The following is a 22,324-nucleotide window of genomic DNA, read 5'->3' on the forward strand; positions in this document are numbered from 1 at the left end:
CATGGTCATTCTAGCGTATTAAATAGCTCACTAACTACGTTGAAAATTATTTATATAGAACAACTATGTATCATAATTTTAGCCTTGTTATTGAGCCATTTTCTTATCGCTATAATAGATCACTAATTTAATGCAATTGGTATAATTAAGCTTGTTTAGCTTTTAAACGCGCTAAACGTGCTACTTGATGAGTAGACGTTAAGAAAGAATAAATTGGTGCTAAGTAACCACGTTTACGAAGCTCTAAGAAATCAGCATCGCTTAACTCGTTTAGCTTTTTCTCATCGATAAGGTAAATACCGTTGATGTCTTTTTTCTCGCCTTTAATGTCTACTGTAAGCGTTTGCGCAATTAGTAGCTCTTTATCAGCAAGGAATTTAGTGAACGCTTCAGTTACTTGAGAAAACTCAATGAAAGATACAAGCGCTTCTTTACGACGTTTTAGGTAATCTGTTTCTTCGCCGTTTTCAAATAATGCATTACCTTCGTCTTCACCAACAAGCGCACTTGCTTCGTCAATTACGATACCGTATTGATCTTGATCTGGGTGTTTAACTAAGCCCAGTGGGTAACGAGTAGATGCCATAGGTGCAAATGCTGCAGTCCATTTGCCATCTTCTACAAAAAGGTTTTCGCCTGGCTCTAAGCCAAACATAGCAACAGCTTGAAAAGTGCCGCTTTCGTTGTTTTTAACGAATGACATTGGAAACTCGTTTGCTACGCGTGCAAACTCATGTGCAACTACTGGCACTAAATGTTGAGTTTTCATGAATTCTACATTGATGCCGTTTTGAATTTTAGTGTTGGCATGTTTTTCGTTGTGTAAAGGCTGTACTTGTTGCTCCGCCATGTTACTGCTCCGTTTATTTTAATTTATATGTTTCATTGTTAATACCTTTAGGCTAATGCTTTTGAGCTAAAAAAGGAAGGGAAACTTTTATGACAACGACCATGAAAAAATAAAATTTAACTAAATCTGAACGTTGCTAAAAAACATACAGCTCAAACTCATAAATTTTGTTCAAAAACAACACACTTCATGGTTGAATTTAATACAAACCAAAGTTGTTCATTAACATTGGTTAACAGTTCAGGACTGTTTTTTTGCAGTGTTTAGGCTTAAATTTGAGCAAATAAAAAAGGCCGCTTATATAAGCGGCCTTTAAAAGTTAAATTAGCACCTAAATTAAGGCGCCCAATATACTTCAATATTTATACTTGGGTGATTAAGCACAGCGCGAAGTGGCATGTCATTAACATCGCCGCCCGCTTTTGCTTGCTTATAAACAGCGAGTTTTTCTTCACCGCTAATTAAAAGCTTAACCACTTTAGATTGCGCAATGGCATTTAACGTAAGCGTCATGCGCTCAGTAATACTACCCGTCACATCACTTTGTATCGCATTAATTGCACATACTGTTTGCTCAGTTGTTAAACCGTGCTCTAAACCTTCTGCATTTGGGAATAACGACGCCGTGTGACCATCTGGGCCCATGCCTAGAATAGTTACATCGTATGGCGCTTTTAAAGCACTGTAAGCAGCTTCACACACTTCACTGCCTTGCTGCGCGGTTGCAGCATCGTTTTTCATGGTTATAAAGTTTGCAGCACTGCCAAAATTTTGTAATAACGTGCTTTTAATAAATGCTTCGTTACTTTTTTCATGGCTTGGGTCTACCCAGCGTTCATCAACCATAGCAACATCAACATGTTGCCAATCTAAATCAAGCGTTGATAAATGCTTATAAGCTGGCGCAGGAGACGAGCCACCCGACACCATTAATACAGCACGGCCATCGTTTTTAATGCCATCACGTAGTGATTGCTCAAGCGTTGCAGAAAGCTCAGCTGTTAACGCGTCTTTATCGTCAAAAAATTTTTCAACTAGTGTTGCCATGCTTATACCTTATCGCCTGTGTTAAACCACACGTGGCTTTTTTCTGCCAATAGTTCATCAGCATCCTCAGGACCCCAGCTACCAGCACGGTAAAGTGCAGGCTTGCCTTTGTCTTGCCAACGGTCAATGATTGGATCAATCCATTTCCACGCTTGACGAACTTCATCACGGTGAATAAATAACGACGGGTTATCAGCAGCGGCATCAAGCATTAAACGCTTGTACGCATCTGAGTGAAAACCATTACTGTAAGCTTGTGAAAGCTCAATATTCATTGTTACTGGTTCAAGTTGCATTTGAAGGTTATCAAGACGCTTAGACATAAGCGTTAGTTGAATTGTTTCCTCTGGCTGCAAACGAATAACAAGACGATTTGGCTCGATATTACCCACGTTATCTTCGTAGATATTGTGAGATACTTTTTTGTATTCAACCACAATTTCTGCACAGCGCTTAGCCATACGTTTACCCGTACGAAGGTAAAATGGAACACCCGCCCAGCGCCAGTTATCAATATGCGCGCGAATAGCTACAAACGTTTCTGTTTTACTAGAACCTTCATTTAGCTCTTCTAAGTAACCCGGTACAATTTTACCGTTTAAGTCACCTGGTACGTATTGACCACGAACAATATTTTCATCAACATCACCATCTACAAGCGGGCGAAGTGCTTCTAATACTTTTAGTTTTTCGTTACGAATGCTGTTAGCGTTAAGCTTATTAGGCGACTCCATTGCAACTAAACAAAGTAGTTGTAATAAATGGTTTTGAACCATGTCACGAAGTGCACCGGCTTTATCGTAAAAACCAGCACGGCTTTCAAGGCCAACAGTTTCTGATAAGCTAATTTGGATGTTATCAATAGATTTAGCATCCCACATATTTTCAAACAATGAGTTTGAAAAACGTAGCGCCATTAAGTTTTGTACTGTTTCTTTACCTAAGTAATGGTCAATACGGAAAATTTGCTCTTCATTAAAAAATTCTGCAATTTTTCCATTAATTGCTTCAGCAGAATCACCGCAATAACCAATAGGCTTTTCAACAACAACGCGTGATGTAGGTGTAATTAAACCTTTAGTCGATAATATTTCACAACATGTGCCGTAAACAGCAGGCGGAAGCGATAAATAAAACACGCGAGACTTAGTGCTTTCGTGCTCATCTAAAATGCCTTTTAGCACATCCCAGTTGTCGTCTGCTTCTGTAACATTACTTACCACTGGCACTAAAAAAGTAGAAAATGCTTTCCAATCTTTAGCGTTAAACTCACCTTTGCTTAAAAATTCTTGTAATGCTTTATGCGCTGTTTCTATGTATTCAGCACGTTTCGATTCTTCGCGTACTGTTGGTAGGATACGTGAGCCTTCAGGTAAGTTACCTTCTTGATATGCTCTGTACATTGCAGGTAGCAATTTGCGTAACGCAAGATCACCACCGCCCCCAAAAATTATAATATCAAAAGGATTAAGCATAGTTACTCTCTACGTTGTGATACCCAGTACATTTTATAAATGTGCGGGTATGCCTATTTATTGCTAGATTAGATGGCTTTTATAGCTGTATTTAAATAAAAGCCTGCTGAATTGTTCTGTATCGATGATTTATTCTTGTTTTTATCATTGCGCTTATTAAATGAGCCTTAGGGGCCCTGTATCTCCTCTCACAAAAATACAGACCCTAAGCACTCCAGCGCTACCCGTTCAAAGGTACTCGGTTTACTTACTTGCGTAAGCGAATTTTTTACTGCGTACGGTTTTGTTTGTAGTACGCCATTAAGCCGTTTGTAGAACTATCATGAGCATGTTTAACGCTTTCATCAGTGAGTTCACTCTCAATTTTAGATGCTAAACCTTTACCCAGTTCTACACCCCATTGGTCAAACGAACATATTTCTAAAATAATGCCTTGGCAAAATATCTTATGCTCATACAGTGCAATTAAACGGCCCACTGTTTTAGCATCTACTGTATCTAATAGCATAGACGTTGTAGGACGATTGCCTTGATGAATTTTATGATTTAATAACTCATCAATCTCTGCTTGCGATTTACCCTTAGCGGTTAAATCAGCAGTAACTTGCGCTGCATCTACACCACTCATCATCGCTTCTGTTTGTGCAAAGAAGTTTGATAATAAAATATCGTGATGCTTATCAACATTCACTTGTGGTTTAACTGATGCAATAAAATCTGCAGGTACAATTACATTACCTTGGTGTAAACACTGATAAAACGCGTGCTGACCATTAATACCCGTCATGCCCCAAATAATTGGAACTGTAGTATAAGGTACCGTTTCGCCTGCAAAGTTAACGTGTTTACCGTTACTTTCCATTTCGCCTTGCTGTAAATACGCAGGCAACATATGCAGTGCTTGGTCGTACGGTAATATAGCTTGCGCTGTGTAGCCTAAAAAGCTCGTATTCCATACACTAAGCAATGCCATAATTAATGGTATATTTTGCTCAAACGGCGCAGATTTAAAGTGCTCGTCTATTTCAAACGCACCTTCTAAAATTGCTTCAAAGGCGTCGTAGCCTAAATATAAAGCAATTGGTAAGCCTATCGCACTCCAAAGTGAAAAGCGACCACCAACCCAATCCCACATAGTGAATACGTTTTCGTCGCTGATACCAAAGGCTGCCGTTTTTTCTAAATTTGTACTTACTGCAACAAAATGCTTTGCAATTGTACTTTCATCTTTTGTTGTTTGTAAAAACCAGTCAACCGCCGTTTTAGCGTTTGTCATAGTTTCTGACGTAGTAAATGTTTTTGACGAAATAACAAATAATGTTGTTTCAGGGTCAATGGTTTTTAATATAGACGAAATTTGTACACCGTCAGCATTAGATACGTAGTGAACATTTAACGTATCATCAGCAAGTGCTTTTAATGCCTCAGTTGCCATTTGTGGGCCAAGGTTAGAACCACCTACGCCAATACTTACAACATCTTTTACCGCTTTACCGGTATAGCCTAACCACTTACCGCTACGAACTTTTTCTACAAACACTTTAATTTTAGCTAATTCGTTGTCTACGGCTTGTGTTACGTTTTCGCCATCCACTATTAATGGAGTGTGAGCACGATTACGAAGTGCCGTATGTAGTACTGAGCGATCCTCGGTGATATTGATTTTTTCACCGCTAAACATTTTATCGCGCCACGATGCAATATCGCATTCTTTAGCAAGCGACATTAAGTTTGCAAAAACATCGTTATCAATAAGTTGCTTAGAATAGTCGAATAATACGCCAGGTACTTGAGTCGAAAACTGAGAAAAGCGCGTGTCATCTTGTGCAAATAACGTTTTCAGATGTGTTTGTTTCATCTTAGCTGCACTTTGTTCTAGTGCTTGCCAACTTGCTAGTTGCGTTCGGTTAGACATGGAAATATCCTCTAGTTTTTTCAATCAATTGATTTAAAAATGTTTTTTATAAAAGCAAAACTCTTAACACTGTTTATTTACACTAAAATAAAGCGCCGATAGTATAACTAAAAATGCAAAAAAAGTGCTGTTTTTATAATTTTAGATGCCGATGATAACGCAATTTTTAGCTTTTGACACCGGTATCATAAAAATTTTATAAATTAATTTACCCGCAATTTTAAAGGCAACGGGATAGCTTAATCAATCAAAATGAAATATTAATGAATTTTTATCAGCACAATAATTACTTTTTATAGTTATTCACTAATTATTAGGGCCTGTTTATCTTTCGAAGTTAAATTTGCAGCAGTGTGTTTGGCATTTAGGCAAGGCAGAGCCTATGTAGTGTGGTTATTCCCCATAAATAGGCGATAACGTGGAATAAATGCCAAACACGCGCTGCCCGAAGGGTTCTGCCTAGGGGCAATTTACTCTTTGTTACTCGGTTTTTACTTAGCCCACTAGGTTACAAACCTCACGCCGCGATTAAATAGCCCCTAGATTGAACAAATTTTAATCCTGAAAGGTCAACAGGCCCTAGGGCTTGTTTACCTTGCGAGCAAATAAACCTTAAAAACAAAAAAAATCGGCCCTAAAGCCGATTTTGTATAAATTACAATCTTTGTTTAATTACTAAGCGCTAACCCGCCACTTAGGTTATAAACCGTTTTGTATCCTAGTTGCATTAAATTAGTTGCAGCAATTTTTGAGCGGTTACCACTACGGCATAATAAAATGTACTTGTTATTTTTGTTTAATTGCCCTTCAAATACCGCATTTGCCATTCTGCTAAGTGGTATATTTAATGTTTTTTCATCTAGCGTATTAAATAACTGAGCAACATTATTTGCTCCATGCTCATACGGCTCCCGAGTATCTATTAAATATGTATCGCTGGTGTTTAACATTACTTTAGCGTCATCAAAATTTAATTGCTGTGTATCAACCTCAGGTAACGCATTTACATAACCACACAATTGCGTGTTATCTACTTGTTTTGAAGCGTCGTACTGCTGTTTTTGTATTGCAAATTCATCAACTGAAATACTGCCGCTCACTAACGCATCAAGTAATGGCGTTTGGTTTTGCTGTACAGCCCAGTTCATGGCAAAACATTGTTGGTAGTCGTGCCCTGAGCAAATAATGCTGGTGCTATTAAGTTGCTCGCTCATTGCTAAAATAGAGCGTGCCATTGCTTTTGCATCCCCACCTATAAGCGATGTATTGCCAAGCCCTGCAGGCAGTATTAAATCACCACAAAAACAGTAACGCGTTTCGCCATTACTGTTTTTTAATAAATAACTTACACTGTCTTTGCTGTGCCCAGGTGTAACTACTTTTTCAAGTACGTCGTTTGCCAAGTTAATACTTGCTGTATTTAGCGGCCAACCTAGCGAATCAACCTCACCTTTTACAACTCTTGATGCAAGAACGCTGGTTAGTAAATTAGTCGCTGACTCTCGCTCTTGATGCAGATGAGTATTAAGCACCGCCGATATAGTTAAGTTTTGTGTATTAGCTATTTTTTCAAAGCGCGGAATAAGCTCAATAATAGGATCGATAATTACAGCGTGCTTATCATCGCTTACATAAAGCCAACTACATGCTCCTTGGTGCCTAAACTGAGTAAGGCCCAGTGCGCATACTTCTTGTTGTGGTGTGGTGCTGTCAGATACGATTAAACAGTTTGCCTGGAGTATTGCTTTAAGAGCGCGAATACGCACACAAGCATCATCAATATCGTGTTGTGTTGCAGCAGGTCCAAACGATAGCCTAATCGCGTTTTCGCTTTGCCACTTACTTGCACCCATTGCATCTAAAACAAAACTTGTTGATGCGCCTGTACTACAAGCCGAGCCTCCACTTACGCGAATGCCCGCAGCGTCAAATAAATCAATCACTTCTTTGCTCGTTAAATCGTTAACAGCAAAGTTAAGTGTGGTAGGCACGCTATAAGCAAAATCATGATTGAATGTAATATCGCCAAAAGTGTCTTTTATCGCGCTTTGTAACTGGCTTCGATAAGAATTAAGTACGCTAATTGGTTTAAATGTATCGTCTGATTTATCAAGCAACATACTAAATAGCTTATTTAACCCTGCAATACCGGGTAGATTTTCGGTGCCTGAGCGCATTCCACTTTCTTGACCCCCACCCGCTATAAAAGGTGTGTACGCACTGCCACTACGAATATATAAAAAACCAATACCTTTAGGTGCATAAAGCTTATGCCCCGAAAAAGGTGCGTAGTCTATTGTTGTATCACTCAGCGCGAGCGCTTGTTTACCCAGCGCCTGTACGCAATCCACCATCCACGATACATTTTTATTACGGCTACGAATTACCTGCTCAATAGCGGGTAAATCTTGATATACACCGGTTTCGTTATTAACGGCCATGGTGCAAATCATCAAAGCGTTATCGATATGTTTAGCTATAAAATCTAAATCTAAAATACCGTTACTATCAACCGGAATAGCAAGCACCTCAGCATTAACGTCAAGTACGCTATTCCAGTGCTTAAGTGTATTTGGTACCGCTTTATGCTCAGTAGCACCATATAACAATACGGGGTTTTTAATCGGGTGTTTTTTAGCATCAATTAACGTAGAAACCACCGCAGTTTGAATACCTTCTGTTGCGCCAGAGGTAAATAAAATATCACCATTATTTGCGCCAATAACTGTGTGTGCTTTTTGACGTGTTTGTTCTAATAAATGCTTGGCTTGAATACCTGTGATGTGCGGGCTTGAAGGATTACCAAAACATATTTGCATGGTATGAGAAACAACATCAGCAATACAAGGCAACACAGGGGTCGTTGCGTTTGCATCAAGGTAAACTTGTTTTACTGGCTCATCGTGCAATAAAAACTCAGACATTAAAAAACGCACCTTATTACTAAAAAATATATCTTATTACCAATAGTACATAAATTTACAGGTAATGAGTAATAATCAATTAGCACTAGAGGTGCGTTTACTATGCTTTTTTAGACTAAAAGTCTGTTTACTTAATTATTCACTGACCTCTTTACTTATCTCTTCATGCGTTGACGACCAAGCTGTTATTAGCGCTTTTACTAATGAAGCCAACGGGATGGCAAAAAATACGCCCCAAAATCCCCACAAGCCACCAAAAAATAATACCGCGACAATTATAAATACCGGATTTAGATCAACCGCCTCAGAAAACAGCAGTGGCACAAGCACGTTGCCATCAAGCGCCTGAATAATTCCGTAAATAATTAAAATGGTCCAAAACTGTGTTTCTAATCCAAACTGAAACAGCGCAACTGCCGCTACCGGAATAGTGACGAGTGCCGCGCCAATAAATGGAATTAATACCGACAAGCCAACAAGCACACCAAGTAATGCGGCGTAGCGTAAATCTAAAACAGTAAATGCAATAAAAGACACACCACCAACAATTAAAATTTCAAACACTTTACCGCGAATGTAATTCATAATTTGTTGATTCATTTCATGCCACACTTGCAAAATTAAGCGTCGTTGCTGCGGGATCAGTTTAGCAATACTCCCCGTTAGCTCCAGCTTATCTTTAAGCATAAAAAACACCAGTAACGGCACAAGTACTAAATATATAAGCCATGCAACAACATCTTTTAATGACGTAAGTGAAAACGACAATACAGTTTGACCAAACTCAATGATTTTAGCTTCTACCGTTGCAACAATAGCTTGTACTTGATCTATGTTAATTAAACTTGGGTATTGTTCAGGTAAAGCCATTAAATAAGACTTCCCCTGCTCTAGCATATGCGGTGTTTCTTGCACTAAGTTACTGGTTTGCTTCCAAAGCACTGGGCCAATAACTAAAATAAGGGTGAGCATAATGCTAATAAATACCAACATTACAATAATTGTTGCAGTAAAACGTTTTAAGCCAACACGCTCTAAATGAACAACCGGCCAATCTAGTAAATAAGCAATAACCAATGCTACAAGCACAGGAACAATTAACGCGCCAAAAAAGTAAAGTAAGGCAACTGATACCAATAATAAAAATAATAAGGTAGACGAGTGAGGATCCGAGAACTTCCTTTCGTACCATGTTTTTACGTATTCAAACATGTAATGGCTCCACTAATAACAACCCACGTTGTTTATCAAAATTGTAACTATAAGCATTTTTTTGCAAAAAACGTTCAATATCGTTCGCACTTTCACCTTTTTTAAGACTAAAAGTGATACGTTGTTTTGAAGATTGCGCACTTCGTAGCGCAAGTTTAAACTGCACAAATTGCTGAGGGCATTTAAACTCTTTTAAATCGCGCTCTACCATAACTACTTTATCCGTATAGTAAATGAATAATAAGTCGCATATTTACGGTCAATATACTTATATACCCAAACCGTTGTAACTTTTTGTTAAAACAATACCTGCAATAGTTTATCCTTATAACATAACTAGCAGTAAGGATAAGTTAATGCCTGGCACGCATAATAAAGCGCAACTACCCAGTAATCCAACACTCAAAGAGATTAATTGGTTTAAAAAGCAAATTAATTGGGGCGAACTACCTCCTTTTTATCACCTTGTTGCCTCATCAATAAGCGAATCAGAAGGGATTTTAGATCATGGATTCGATAATGCAGTTAAACAACTTATAGATAAACGCAATTGGAACTTAGATTTATTAGAAGGCCATGAAGACAGCCTTGGTGTAATACACACTAAACATAAGCCACGTATTGCGCTGCACCAAGTTTTTACCGACAGAGGCTTTGAGCTATGGGCACAGCCTTATGCTAAAGATGTTATTGTTGACCAATACATAAAAAACAATCGCTTTATGGAGTTTAGAGTGTGGGATCCACATTCAATGAAAAACCTGATCAGAATAAGTCAGTTACATAAGTTTATTGGCTTTTATTTTGAACGGGGCGACAAAGCAGATAAAGCCATTATTTTACATGCACATAAAGTAGTACATAAAATTATTACTTTTTTGCAGCGAGAATTGAACGTTGTAAAGCTTGATGGAGTCACAATAAAAGAACTATACCAATTGTGCGAAAAAGACAGCCGTGCAAGCAGTGACGAAATAGACATAGCCAAAATTGCAATTGGCGAACAAATTAACAAGGAATAAAATGCAGCTAAAATCAGCATTTATCACTTTATGCAGTGCCGCGCTTACGTTTAGCTTATTAGTAAGCGAACCTTTGAAAGCGCAAACCAATTTTACACTTCCTGATTTAGGAACATCTGCATTACAAGCACTGCCACTTGAAAAAGAACAAGCTATTGGCGAAGTAATGATGATGCAAATACGAGGTTCATCGCCAGTTATAAACGACCCTGTGCTAGATGAATACCTCACGACTATTGGCCGTAAACTTGTTGCTAATGCTAACGATGTACGTTTTCCGTTTTCGTTTTTTTGGATAAACAACTCAGAAATAAACGCGTTTGCCTTTTATGGCGGGCATGTAGGCGTGCATACAGGGTTAATAGCTCAAGCCGATAACGAGAGCCAGTTTGCGTCGGTACTTGGTCACGAAATTGCTCACGTAACACAGCGCCACTTAGCACGTAGAATACAGCAGCAACAAGATAACAGCGCGCTGACAATTGCCGGTATGATTGCAGGTATATTAGCAACCGTTGTTGCACCCGACGCGGGTATTGCCATTATATCTGCCAGCCAAACACAATCTGCTTTTAGCCAGTTAACGCATAGCCGCTCAGCTGAGCAAGAAGCTGACCGCATAGGCATGCAAACACTTAATAATGCAGGATTTGATCCCCGTGCATCGAGTGAGTTTTTAACTAAACTTGCAGCGCAAATTCGCTATAAATACAAGCCACCAGCATTTTTGCTAACTCACCCATTACCAGAGAGTCGTGTATCAGATGTACGTTTGCGTGCAGAGCAATTTCCTGTGCGCCTTATGAATGCGAGCCTTGAGTTTAATTTAGCAAAAAGTCGAGTGCTTGCCCGCTATGACAACAAACCAGAAAACGCAGAAGATCTATTTAGAAAGCTACTGCGCGAAAACACCTACAACAACACTGCATTAAAGTATGGCTTAGCCATAAGCTTGCTTGATCAAAAAAAGTTTGATGAAGCAGCACCAATATTAGACGAGCTTTTAAAAAACGATCCTAAAAACTTATTTTATATAGATACCCATACCGATTTACTTATTGCACAAAAAAAGGCAGACGAAGCCGTTAAGTTTTTAGCGGATTTAAATCAGTATCGCCCTAATAATCAGGTAATTACACTTAACTATGCCAACTCAGCACTTGAAGCTGAGCAATATGAGCTTGCTGAAAATATTTTAAAGAGTTTTTTACTCGAAAAGCCAGATCATAACTTAGGCAAACAACTCCTTGCAGACGCGTATAAAAAACAAGATAAATTAGCCTCTTATCACGAAGCTAACGCCGATGTATTAGCGCAATATGGTGCTTATTTGAAAGCCGCAGACGAAGTACAAAAAGCACTAAACTTTGTAGAGCCTACTCAACTTGTAAAGCAACAACGTTTAAAAGCACTACTTACCCAGTATCGACTTTTACAAAAAGAGCTTGCAAGACTTTAAGTCTGCAAGCGCTTACCCTAAAATAGACGCAATTCACACTTTGGAATCATTTTATGTCTGTTACTATTTACCACAACCCACGTTGTTCTAAATCACGCGAAACGCTAGCACTACTGCAAAGTAAAGCAATAGAGCCAAGTGTTGTAGAGTATTTAAAAACGCCTCTTACACACGAGCAAATTTCAACGCTTGTAATCCAACTTGGTTTTTCATCCGTACGTGAATTAATGCGCACAAAAGAAGATGACTACAAAGCACTTAATTTAAAAGATGAAAGCAGTGAATCAGCATTAATAGATGCCATGGTACAAAATCCAAAACTAATTGAACGCCCTATTGTAGTGAATAACAATAAAGCAGCGATTGGTCGTCCACCAGAAAACGTACTAAGCGTTTTATAATGAGTGCAACCATAGTGGTGCTTTATCACTCAAGCCATGGCTCAGTTGAAGCAATGGCTCACGAAATAGCAGAGTCGATAGAGCAACAAGGTGCTACAGCACTGCTTCGTACCTTTGTGGCTAAAAATGCGCACGACATTGTGATCACCAAAGATGATTTAATAAATTGCGATGGTTTAGCATTTGGTACACCAACCCGATTTGGCATGATGGCCTCTCAAGCTAAAAGCTTTTGGGAAACCACCAGCGACTTGTGGTTAAAAGGTCAGTTAATAGATAAGCCAGCGTGTGTGTTTTCGTCATCAAGCAGTATGCATGGTGGTAATGAAGCAACCTTACTTAACTTATCTCTGCCACTATTACACCACGGTATGATGCTACTGGGCGTGCCGTACGATGTACCCGAACTACTTGCAACACAAACAGGTGGAACACCATACGGTGCAACACACGTTGCTGGCAGCGCTAATAGTGCACAACTAAGCAAAGACGAAATTAAAATATGCCAAAGCGTTGGTAAACGCCTTACTCACATTGCGAGAAAACTTAAATGAATACAGCTGACAACCCAGCTAAAAAGCCGATTACAGTAAAGTTTCAGCGTGCCGCACTATTTGGCTATGTAGGTTTACTTGTTCTTATTCCACTGTGGATGTATTTTGTGCCACCTCTAAATGGTAATGCGAGTTTAGTGTCTTTATTTTTGCCTATTATTCCGTTACTACTGCCGCTAAGAGGCATAATTAAAGATAATACATACACTTATGCGTGGGCTAACTTTGTTGTAATGCTGTATTTTATTCACGGGCTTACTATGTTGTGGGCCGCTCCTGATGAATTAATTTGGGTGTTGTTAGAGCTGGTATTTGCATCATCAATGTTTATTGGTTGTACTTACTACGCAAGACATCGCGGACAAGAACAAGGTTTAAAAATCCGTAAGCTTAAAGAAGAATTAGCTGAGGAAAAAGCAGCAAATGAGCACGGTAAATAAGGCTTAACCATAAACGGTTATAAATACAAAAAACGCGCTTAAATTGCTTTAAGCGCGTTTTTTATTAGCTGTTTAAAAGTGACTAAACTAAATCACTTAAGGCAGCTAGCACCACAATACTCGCCAACCCTATTTGAGCAATCAAGCTAATAAACGAAAAGCCTCTAAGCACAAATAAACCCCAAGGGTGTTTAATATGTGGATATAACGCACAGCGTTTTAAAGTGGTCGCAAAGAAAAAACAAATCACTGCCGCCATAGTTAAACTCAGCGTCAGCTCACTTTTAATAGAGAGTGTTTCATCAAAAAAGAAGAACAACTGCAAAGGCAGCAATATAGTGACAATAGCGTGCAGCACATGTACTTTTTTAATTCGATCAAACTGCCCTTCCGGCGAAAGCTCTTTAATACCAAAGTCACGCTCTAAGCATTTAACTAAGTTATTAGCTTTAATACTAACCGCCAAACGGTAACAACTTAAACCTTCTTTATTGCGCGCTCTAAAGTTATAGCCCGCTTTAATAAGCAGCACCATTAACGATTCATTTTTAGCAAATACAGCGTAATGAAGTGCTGTGTTACCTAAATTATCAACCGCTTTTTTGTCTTGCTTTGCAAGTAGCGTTTCAACCACATTTACAAAGCCTTTTTCGGCGGCCCACATAAAAGCTGTTTTATTGTTTTCATCAGCAAGAACACCTGTAGCGCCTTGCTCAATAAAACGCATTGCCATTGTTTGCTTGGCTGTTTTTTTACGCAGGTGCGTTAATAATGCTTTTTCTAGCAGTACAACAGAGTCAACATCAGGAGAAACCTGTGTAAGCAACGTAAAATAGTCTTTACCCGCTGCTACTTTTTCGCTGGCAAGTTCAGAAAGAGTATCTAAATCAGCAATAGACTCTGGAATAAACGCACTTAAGCGCTCTCTAAAATCAACTTCTTTCCAAAGGGCTAGTGTATCTTTTGCCGAAAGTTTACTTTTATTATTTAGCGCATGCTCAATTAACGTGAAATAGCGTTTACTAAAAAACAAATCGACTAAAGACAGTGGCGTATCTATGGTATTTTGTGCAGCCACACTTGCGTATTTTTCAAGGCGCTGGCATAGCATAAGCACTAAGCTTTCAGGGGTGTATTCATTATCGTAGTAATGGCTTTTAACCGCACTAATATACGCTTGTGCGTCTTCGTCATATTCAGAGATATGTTGAAAGTAACATTCTTCAAATGGTTCTAGTGGGGTTAGCCATGCCAAATAATAAATAGGCGGTAACACGGTGGTGCATACACCATCGTCTTCATTTGTAGAACGACAAGCAGGCCAAGCTTCCAAAGCATCTAAAATAAAGGCACCGTTTTGTTCTACCAGTCCTTTAATAAGTAATGGGTATTCCTTTGGCCAAATCAGTACATTTTCCATTAAAACAACACAACTCCAGTGTGGCTTGGGGGTGGTAAGTTATATCAGTTTTTAGCTGACACCACGCTTAATCAAAGTGTCGATATTCTAGCACACCTTTGTTTTGCTGCTAGCGCAAAATTACGCAATAACAACAATCCTTTACTTACAAATATAAAAACGGCCAAGTACATAAGTAATTGGCCGTTTTTGAGGTTGGAGTTGGGCTTAATCAGAGCCAGACAAATAGTCTATTTACTTTTTAACTCGCTAATAACTTGATCTAAACCCACTTCAGAAATACGTTGAATAATCTCTTTTTGCTTAGCACTTAATAGTGAAATGCCTTCGGCAACAATATCGTATACTTTCCACTCATCATTTTTACCTAAACGAAGCTTAAAACTTAAGTCGATTGTAGGCGCATTTGGCTCAATAATTTGTGTATTAACTGTTGCGTACTCAGAGTCACTTTTTGCGTTATTACGCTCAAATACTACTTTTTGACCTGTGTACTTCATTAGTGCACCAGCGTATGTGCCTGTTAAGTAATGCTCTACTGCATCTATAAATTGAACAGCCTGTTCGCGCTCAATGCCTTTAATGTGCTTACCTAATAATTTAAACGACACAAACTTAACATCGATATGTGGCATTAAACGTTTTTCAACAATGGCAGCCATCGCTTCCTTGCTTGCTGTGCCTTTTGAATTTACTTGGCCAATGTCTGCAAATAGCTTATCGGCTACTGATTCAAGTAACTGATCTGGCGATTGCTGAGTTTGTGCAAATAACGAACTACTAAAAAAAGCAGTGGCTAAAACGAATAATTTAAAGAGTTTCATAATTGTATATGTCTGTATGATTAAGATGGCTGTAATTTACGCGAACCATACGCAATAAAAAAGGCACAAATAAGCAACTTATTAATGCCCAAACAGCACCAATAGAATAACTAAAATAAATTCAACCAGTTAGAAATCTCCATTAACAGCTCATATACAACCGGCATTTTGTCCTCATTGTAATTGTGAATAGGTCGCCCTTATCATTTAGCTATCAACTTAAATCAAACAAGCATTTGGCACCTATGAAAACGTCACTGAAAACACTTATTATCTCTTTTGTATTAGTAGCTTCACTTTTTGGCAAACTTGCTTTTGCTCAATCGAACCACGGTTATGCCGTTGACCTTCTTAAAGGCGAAGGTAACGTAAACGGCGTTAAGCTTGCGTATCAGTATCATGCACCTAGCATGCAAAATATAATTGGTGATGCACGCTTTTACTTTGAAACCAGCGTAAATATGTGGGAATACCGCCACGGCGATGAAACACAATCAAACCTAGTACTTGCTATGTCACCTGTGCTGCAATTTCCTGCCTTTAGTTTTAACAACACCCCATTTTATGTAGAAGCAGGGATTGGTGTATCACTGATTGATGAAACGCAGTTTGCCGGTAAAAACATAAGTACTCACTACCAATTTGAAGACCGCATAGGCCTTGTTGCCGACTTTGGTCATACTAATGTTGCCCTTAGAGTTATTCACTATTCAAACGCAGGCTTTAAAGAGCCAAACCCAGGGCTTAACTTTTTAACGCTTTCGGTAGCTAGACGTTTTTAAGGTTATTGATTGTGTTTAAAGTTATTGATTGCGTTTAAAATTATTGATTGTGTTTTGAGTAATTTAATTGCTGTTATAGCGTAAAATGGTCACACTTAAACGTACTAAATATTAAGTGATACTGCGATGCAAACTTGGCATATTGTAATTATTGTCGCCGTTGTTTTTTCTATTGTCATTGGTAATATTGCGCTAATTAAACTCTCTGCAAAAACGGAGTTTAAAAAGCCCAACGCCAATATTAAAAATACAACAGACACAAAAAAGCCCTGATTAATCAGGGCTTTTTTAATAATACCAATTCGCTTAATTATATTTTCGTTAATTTAGCCTACTAACCAATGCGCCATTAGCGCAATAACAGGTAAAGTAATTAGCGTTCGCAAAATAAATATAATAAATAACTCTAAAATATTTACCGGTATTTTACTGCCAAGTAAAAGTGCGCCCACCTCAGACATATAAATAAGCTGAGTTACACTCATTGCGGCAATAATAAAGCGCGTTACATCACTTTCAATTGTACCTGCTGCTAATATTGACGGAATAAACATATCAGCAAAACCAACCATAATAGTTTGCGACGCTGCTGCCGCTTCGGGTACTTGTAATAACTCTAAAAATGGCACAAACGGCATACCTAAATACTGAAATATAGGCGTATGCTCAGCAATGATCAGTGCAAATGTACCTACCGCCATAACTACAGGCAATACACCAAACACCATATCAAGCGCGTTATGTAAGCCCTCTTTTATAGTACCTTTAACACCCGTTGAGTTATCTGCTTTAGCTAATGCAACATCTAACGAATGACCAAATAAGGTTTTATGACCCGGAATTGTTTCAGCGTCTCTATCTGGCTCAGTACCATCAATCAATAAGTCTTTTTTAAAGCGCAGTGGCGGTAATCGCGGCACAATAATAGCGGCAACAATACCGGCTAAACATACCGTTGCGTAAAACGGTGCAAATAGGTATTCAAGTTTAACTTGCCCAAGCACCACTAAACTAAACGTAATTGAAACCGCTGAAAACGTAGTACCAATAATAGCCGCTTCGCGTTGTGTATAGTGCTTTTGATCGTACTGCCTTGCAGTCATCAAAATACCCACACTACCATCACCTAACCACGATGCAGTACAGTCAACCGCGCTTCTACCAGGTACACCAAATACAGGGCGCATTACTTTAGTCATTAACGTACCAGCAAGCTCTAGTAGACCAAAGTTAATTAATAGCGGCAGTAATAAGCCCGCTAAAATAAATACCGAAAACAACACCGGCAATAAGTCATTTAATACCAGCGCGCCAGTATTGGCCGAGGTAATCATCTCGCTGCCTAGGCTTAAGTACGTCATTAAACCAAACGCCATACCAAATAAGCGCACCACCAGCCATGTCCAGCTCACATCAAATAAATGCTTTAATAAAGGTGAGTTACATATAGCGGCGGGTTTAAACACTTTAGTAATTACAGAAATAACCCCTGTAATACAAATAATGAGAGTAATAATTGCTTGAGCAGAGCCAAGCATCATTGCTTGAACCGCTTTTGCCATAACGGCAATAGGAATGGTCATCCCTTGCGAGGTACTAATGGGTGTCATAAATAAAAACACACCAATTAACGAAGGAACCAAAAAAGTAAACCAAGTGCGCCACGTGTAGTGTGAACGATGAGGTAGCTGAGACATATTTATTAACCTATAAAAACCACAAAAAGAGCATAGCGCTCTTTTTGTGGTAAAACTTATTATTATTTAAATTTTAATGCCGCGCTGAATGAGTGCTGCTTCTAATGCTTGTTGTAAACCATTCATAGTACCTGGCTCAAGCGTTTCGCCTTTGTCATCCATCCACGTTAAGCTAGTACCGCCTTCTTTAGTTTTACTTACTAAAATTTGGTATTGGCCTTCATCAATAGGTAGTTGGGCTACGTCATCACCCCAAATTGAATCCCAAACACTTGTTTCAGGTTTAGTGTAATCAGCAGTAATTAAGCCCGTATCTGGGTTAATTTCAACAATAGTGAACGACAAGCGCTCTAAAAACCCAGAGAAACGGTCAAACACAGCTTCGTAAGATTGCTCAGTTACAAGTGCTGCATTACCTTTGTTATCAAAGCCCATTTCAAGAGAAATAATACCTTGGCGTTTACGCATATCAACTTCAAGTTGACGGTAACGGTAATCAAACTCGCTCACTACTTGGTTAAGCGCACGTACTTCTAACTGCTGCTTTAACAAATCAGTTAGCGTATGGTCGCCTTTAAAATCAATCAGCTCTACACGTAAAGACGCAGTACGCTGATGTGACTTTTCTTCAATAGTGAATCTAAATTTTTCTAAGTCATCGTTAACTTCATCGCCCCACCACCAAAAACCTTCTTCGGTTTTAATGATTGAGTACCAATCAGTTTCAATAGTACCTAGTAGCTTGTCTTCTTTAGTGGTTCCTGCATTGTTATCAGCGAGGACTGATTGAATCGTGTCCCAAAGAAATTCATCTAAATCAGCAATGCCATCGTTTTTATCAAAATAAATACGCGCTTGTTTATCTGTTTCTTCTACCCAACTGCCTTTAGCAATTGTTAATACTTGTGCCGGTGGGCGGTAATTTGTAGCTTCAGGATTGTTATCGTATTGACCTACATCCATTTTATAAACTGGGTCTTGAGCTGGTTGAGATAACGACGTTGGTGCTTTTACAGGCTCATGCGTACGATAGTTACGTTCGTCATGTGCCTTATTAATAAATACACTACACCCTGATAAACTTACCAATACACTTACTGCAAGTGCTTTTGGGATCCAATACTGCACAGATATTTCTCCTTAGCATACCCTTTAATTGTTTTAACAAATATATGAGTGGGTAATGCCGATTTGGTTCAGTGTAAAATCAATATTAACTTTACATTTATTATTTGGCTGCCTAAATGCAATAAAGTTCAGCACTTCAACTTAGCAATAAAACTAAGCGCAAATAAGCAAATTTTAGCTATGGTACTTTCCCGTGCCAGTAAAAACAAGAAACACCGCACTTTAAAAGCGCTTAATTAGCGTGTGCTGTAGTTTAGAGCCCTTTTTGTGTTAAACTTCGCCGCCGTGCAACTTCTCGTGTGTATTTTTGGTGTTGCCAACTCGGTTGATATAATCCAAGTAACAAGGTATTTGAACTCATGACTGCATTTTCAAATCATCAAATTGTTTTAACAGCGATTGGCGAAGACAGACCTGGTATTGTAAGTGAACTAACCCAACTGGTTAGCGATTGCCACTGCAACATTATTGACAGCCGTATTGCTATTTTAGGCTGCGAATTTACCTTTATAATGCTACTTAGCGGCGACATGTCGGCAATAAGCCGCATAGAGCACGTACTGCCCACTAAAGCCATGGAACTTGGCCTGCTAACCATGATGAAGCGTACAGCAAGTCATACTCCTAGCGAGTTTTGTGCAGGTTACACACTAGAATACACAGGCATAGACACCCCAGGCACATTGAGCAAAGTAACGCGCTTTTTTGCCGACAATAATATTAGTATTTGCTCACTTAAGTCAGACACTTATTCCCAAGAAGACAACATTAAAATGCGTTGTGAACTTGAATTCAACATACCTGTTGATGTAGATATAGATCAATTTAAAATTAGTTTTGAGAGCCTTTCTCACACACTAAACGTAGATTATATTTTTAAACGAATTCGTTAAGGATGCTAAACATGAACACAATTAGTCCATTACAAGCAGGCGATACTGCACCCGCTTTTAGCCTACAAAACCAAAACGACGAAACAGTAACATTAAGTGAGCTGTTAAAAGAGCAACAAGTGCTTGTGTACTTTTACCCTAAAGCGTCAACGCCGGGCTGTACTGTACAAGCCGAAAACCTACGCGATGAGCAAGCACAGCTTGCTAAATTTAACACCCGCGTTGTAGGTATTAGCCCAGATCCAATTAAGCGCCTTAAAAACTTTGAAACTAAAAAAGAGCTTAATTTTGATTTATTAGCCGACGAAGACCACGCCATTGCTGAAGCATTTGGTGTATGGGGCTACAAAAAGTTTATGGGTAAAGAGTACGATGGTATTCACCGCCTAACGTTTTTAGTAGGCCAAGACGGTAAAATAAAACACCTATTTGATAAGTTTAAAACTAAAGATCACCATCAAGTAGTGTTAGATTATTTAGCTGCAGAATAAGTTTGTGGCAGAATAAGCTAGCGGCTAAGTAAGTTAGCTACCAGCTATTAGACAAATACAGAAAAGCGTTGCTCAAGGGCAACGCTTTTTTTATGCCTATACATTTGCGCTATATAAAAACTTAAATAGTAATTGAGTAAATAATTTGTTAAAACTGCCAAAGCACTTATTACTAACACCTTGCCAATTGGATATTTAAACCTTGAACAAAAGCCTAAAATTTAAACTTTATTTAACTGCATTAATCATCTGTATTATTGGTTTTAACTTTTCAGAACCAAGTATGCAATTTTACTCAAACCCGTTTTATATCGGTAGTTTTGTTTTTGCTATTGCGCTTATAATCTCTGTAATTAATTACGCCTGCCCTGCCTGTAAGAAAAACCAAGTAATGCGCTCTATTTCTAGTTATAAGCTTCCAACTAACGATTGTTATAATTGCGGGAAAGAAATTGATGAGAAAAGTAATTAAATAGACGGAGTTATTACTGGAGAGTCTGGTATTCAGGGTTATTTATAAAGCCACTTGATATATATTAAGTTGTTGTCGTGTATTACCAACCGATACAAAGTTTGGAATAGTACCAACTAAACTTGCACCTGATTTTAAAGCAATTTTAATACTAGCTACATTTTGTTCTAAGCATCTAAACTCAATTACTTTAGCGCTTGTATTTTTGAGTATGATTGGCACACTTGCAATTACTTGACTGATAATACCATTTCCTTGTGCATCACTACTTAACCAGTAACCAAGCTCCGCTACATTCAACTCAGGACAAATAGACTTAACTGCAAAAATACCACTCAGATTATCTTTATAATAAATTTTAAACCACCGCGAACCATTTAGACCGCTGTTGACTCTGTCGAGTATGTACTTTTTTGCTGATTCAATATTATTTACCCCTTCTACCCAAGGCAAAAACTTACCTAAACTTGCCCGACTTAAATTAACAGTCTTTAAAATGTCCGCAGCATCGCTTTCCACTAAAGGAGCTAATTTAATGTGTCCTGCAATTTGGATATGCAAGTGTTCTTCCTTGTAAGTATTGATTTTTATAGTTGTAAGTTTAAAACTAAAGATCACTCATAAATAGCCCAAACTTATTAAACGACTGAATAGCCTTTGAGCTATTAAAAAGATACAGAAAAGTATTGCTCTAAGGCAACGCTTTTATGTTATTTAGTCAAACTTTGATTAAGTAAAAGCATGATCGCGGTATGAATATGCAGTCGATAATTTTGATGTATGAAGTCAAGGTTTGATCCCTTTGATTTCACAGACTTGTTACAGCGCAGTGTGTAAACACAGCCAGAAACTGGACTGACATTGGTACTAAACGATGACTGAGGCGAAAGCCAAGGGCCTTAATTAATCATCAATAATGCTTAATCAAACTGCCTAAATTCATATGAGTGACTGGTGCATATTCACACCAATCGACGTCATTACTAGGTGCGTAGTCATATTTAAATTGAGTTTAAATAATAAGAACACTTGGTTTTTGAATAAAAAGATCAAGAAAACACAGCTGCCTGCTTGACCGGAATTTTCTAATGGGTGACCCCTTTGGTTACAGTATGGGTTTAGAATTAAATTGGTTGGCCGTGCGGTGTTTCGGGGATCTAACGGACTAAAAAGATAATTTAGTCTACCCGATTAAAACGAGCCTGTAACGGATTCTGTGTAACTGCCCGTTGTTAGATTTTAAATATGCTTACTGAGGCGTTCCTCAAATTCAATGATAAAACGACTCATTGCATTACGCCAGTCTCGAATTGGCATC

21 protein-coding genes are annotated in these 22,324 nt (G+C 38.5%); 9 read left to right on the plus strand and 12 right to left on the minus strand.

Annotated elements, in window-relative coordinates; genetic code table 11:
* Positions 1 to 145: 145 nt before the first annotated feature.
* The 7 genes from I6E70_RS18570 to I6E70_RS18600 form a co-directional block, all read right to left on the minus strand.
* A complete protein-coding gene (locus I6E70_RS18570; protein WP_002961447.1) occupies positions 146 to 850 on the minus strand; it encodes a SapC family protein in 705 nt (234 codons plus the stop codon).
* 336 nt (positions 851 to 1,186) lie between these two features.
* The gene (pgl, locus tag I6E70_RS18575; RefSeq protein ID WP_007581060.1) at positions 1,187 to 1,897 is read right to left on the minus strand and encodes a 6-phosphogluconolactonase; all 711 of its coding nucleotides are present in this window, start codon (positions 1,895 to 1,897) and stop codon (positions 1,187 to 1,189) included.
* Positions 1,898 to 1,899: 2 nt separating this feature from the next.
* Positions 1,900 to 3,372, minus strand: coding sequence for a glucose-6-phosphate dehydrogenase (gene zwf / locus I6E70_RS18580; protein WP_197153092.1), 1,473 nt, complete (start codon positions 3,370 to 3,372; stop codon positions 1,900 to 1,902).
* 268 nt (positions 3,373 to 3,640) lie between these two features.
* Positions 3,641 to 5,287, minus strand: a complete 1,647-nt coding sequence (pgi, locus tag I6E70_RS18585) for a glucose-6-phosphate isomerase (RefSeq protein WP_010555078.1) — start codon at positions 5,285 to 5,287, stop codon at positions 3,641 to 3,643.
* Between the two features lie 668 nt (positions 5,288 to 5,955).
* Positions 5,956 to 8,211: an aminotransferase class V-fold PLP-dependent enzyme gene (locus I6E70_RS18590; protein ID WP_197189366.1), complete on the minus strand. Its 2,256-nt coding sequence runs from the start codon at positions 8,209 to 8,211 to the stop codon at positions 5,956 to 5,958.
* 135 nt (positions 8,212 to 8,346) lie between these two features.
* Positions 8,347 to 9,423, minus strand: coding sequence for an AI-2E family transporter (locus tag I6E70_RS18595; RefSeq protein WP_197189367.1), 1,077 nt, complete (start codon positions 9,421 to 9,423; stop codon positions 8,347 to 8,349).
* Positions 9,416 to 9,634 (minus strand): hypothetical protein, encoded by a 219-nt coding sequence (locus I6E70_RS18600; RefSeq protein ID WP_197117373.1) that lies wholly within the window; start codon positions 9,632 to 9,634, stop codon positions 9,416 to 9,418. Before I6E70_RS18600 ends, I6E70_RS18595 begins: the two co-directional genes overlap by 8 nt.
* A 145-nt stretch (positions 9,635 to 9,779) precedes the next feature.
* Between I6E70_RS18600 and I6E70_RS18605 the strand changes: the two genes are divergently transcribed.
* Genes I6E70_RS18605 through I6E70_RS18625 form a run of 5 tightly spaced genes read left to right on the plus strand, consistent with a single transcriptional unit; the run spans position 9,780 to position 13,299 of the window.
* A complete protein-coding gene (locus tag I6E70_RS18605; RefSeq protein ID WP_007581045.1) occupies positions 9,780 to 10,445 on the plus strand; it encodes a hypothetical protein in 666 nt (221 codons plus the stop codon).
* Between the two features lies 1 nt (position 10,446).
* Entirely contained in the window at positions 10,447 to 11,904 is a 1,458-nt protein-coding gene (locus tag I6E70_RS18610) for a M48 family metalloprotease (RefSeq protein ID WP_197189368.1), read from the plus strand.
* 53 nt (positions 11,905 to 11,957) lie between these two features.
* Entirely contained in the window at positions 11,958 to 12,305 is a 348-nt protein-coding gene (gene arsC / locus I6E70_RS18615; RefSeq protein ID WP_007581040.1) for an arsenate reductase (glutaredoxin), read from the plus strand.
* Positions 12,305 to 12,859 (plus strand): NAD(P)H:quinone oxidoreductase, encoded by a 555-nt coding sequence (wrbA, locus tag I6E70_RS18620; protein WP_007581039.1) that lies wholly within the window; start codon positions 12,305 to 12,307, stop codon positions 12,857 to 12,859. The genes arsC and wrbA overlap by 1 nt, the downstream gene beginning before the upstream one ends.
* A complete protein-coding gene (locus I6E70_RS18625) occupies positions 12,856 to 13,299 on the plus strand; it encodes a DUF2069 domain-containing protein (protein WP_007581036.1) in 444 nt (147 codons plus the stop codon). The genes wrbA and I6E70_RS18625 overlap by 4 nt, the downstream gene beginning before the upstream one ends.
* 82 nt (positions 13,300 to 13,381) lie before the next feature.
* On the opposite strand, the gene I6E70_RS18630 is transcribed toward I6E70_RS18625, so the two are convergent.
* Together I6E70_RS18630 and I6E70_RS18635 are read right to left on the minus strand one after the other, a co-directional pair.
* The gene (locus I6E70_RS18630) at positions 13,382 to 14,719 is read right to left on the minus strand and encodes an ankyrin repeat domain-containing protein (RefSeq protein WP_010555074.1); all 1,338 of its coding nucleotides are present in this window, start codon (positions 14,717 to 14,719) and stop codon (positions 13,382 to 13,384) included.
* Between the two features lie 230 nt (positions 14,720 to 14,949).
* Positions 14,950 to 15,543: an MlaC/ttg2D family ABC transporter substrate-binding protein gene (locus tag I6E70_RS18635; protein WP_007583914.1), complete on the minus strand. Its 594-nt coding sequence runs from the start codon at positions 15,541 to 15,543 to the stop codon at positions 14,950 to 14,952.
* A 245-nt stretch (positions 15,544 to 15,788) separates the two neighbouring features.
* Between I6E70_RS18635 and I6E70_RS18640 the strand changes: the two genes are divergently transcribed.
* Positions 15,789 to 16,325, plus strand: a complete 537-nt coding sequence (locus I6E70_RS18640; RefSeq protein ID WP_197189369.1) for an acyloxyacyl hydrolase — start codon at positions 15,789 to 15,791, stop codon at positions 16,323 to 16,325.
* A gap of 126 nt (positions 16,326 to 16,451) precedes the next feature.
* A complete protein-coding gene (locus I6E70_RS18645) occupies positions 16,452 to 16,598 on the plus strand; it encodes a DUF2897 family protein (protein WP_197189370.1) in 147 nt (48 codons plus the stop codon).
* Positions 16,599 to 16,651: 53 nt separating this feature from the next.
* Here I6E70_RS18645 and I6E70_RS18650 read toward each other — a convergent pair whose 3' ends face one another.
* Both I6E70_RS18650 and bamC read right to left on the minus strand, forming a co-directional pair.
* Positions 16,652 to 18,022 carry a YjiH family protein gene (locus tag I6E70_RS18650; RefSeq protein ID WP_007583911.1) on the minus strand — a complete coding sequence of 457 codons (1,371 nt, stop codon included), beginning with the start codon at positions 18,020 to 18,022 and terminating at the stop codon, positions 16,652 to 16,654.
* A 66-nt stretch (positions 18,023 to 18,088) separates the two neighbouring features.
* The gene (gene bamC, locus I6E70_RS18655; RefSeq protein WP_024591010.1) at positions 18,089 to 19,150 is read right to left on the minus strand and encodes an outer membrane protein assembly factor BamC; all 1,062 of its coding nucleotides are present in this window, start codon (positions 19,148 to 19,150) and stop codon (positions 18,089 to 18,091) included.
* Positions 19,151 to 19,509: 359 nt separating this feature from the next.
* Between bamC and I6E70_RS18660 the strand changes: the two genes are divergently transcribed.
* Positions 19,510 to 20,043, plus strand: coding sequence for a glycine cleavage system protein R (locus I6E70_RS18660; protein WP_007583906.1), 534 nt, complete (start codon positions 19,510 to 19,512; stop codon positions 20,041 to 20,043).
* Between the two features lie 11 nt (positions 20,044 to 20,054).
* Positions 20,055 to 20,534 (plus strand): thioredoxin-dependent thiol peroxidase, encoded by a 480-nt coding sequence (gene bcp, locus I6E70_RS18665; RefSeq protein ID WP_002963124.1) that lies wholly within the window; start codon positions 20,055 to 20,057, stop codon positions 20,532 to 20,534.
* Between the two features lie 514 nt (positions 20,535 to 21,048).
* Here bcp and I6E70_RS18670 read toward each other — a convergent pair.
* Complete coding sequence (locus I6E70_RS18670; RefSeq protein WP_331459195.1) at positions 21,049 to 21,624, minus strand: GNAT family N-acetyltransferase; 576 nt, start codon at positions 21,622 to 21,624, stop codon at positions 21,049 to 21,051.
* Between the last annotated feature and the right edge of the window lie 700 nt (positions 21,625 to 22,324).

It is taken from the genome of Pseudoalteromonas sp. NGC95, from assembly GCF_015864705.1.
Taxonomy (GTDB): Bacteria; Pseudomonadota; Gammaproteobacteria; order Enterobacterales; family Alteromonadaceae; genus Pseudoalteromonas; species Pseudoalteromonas arctica.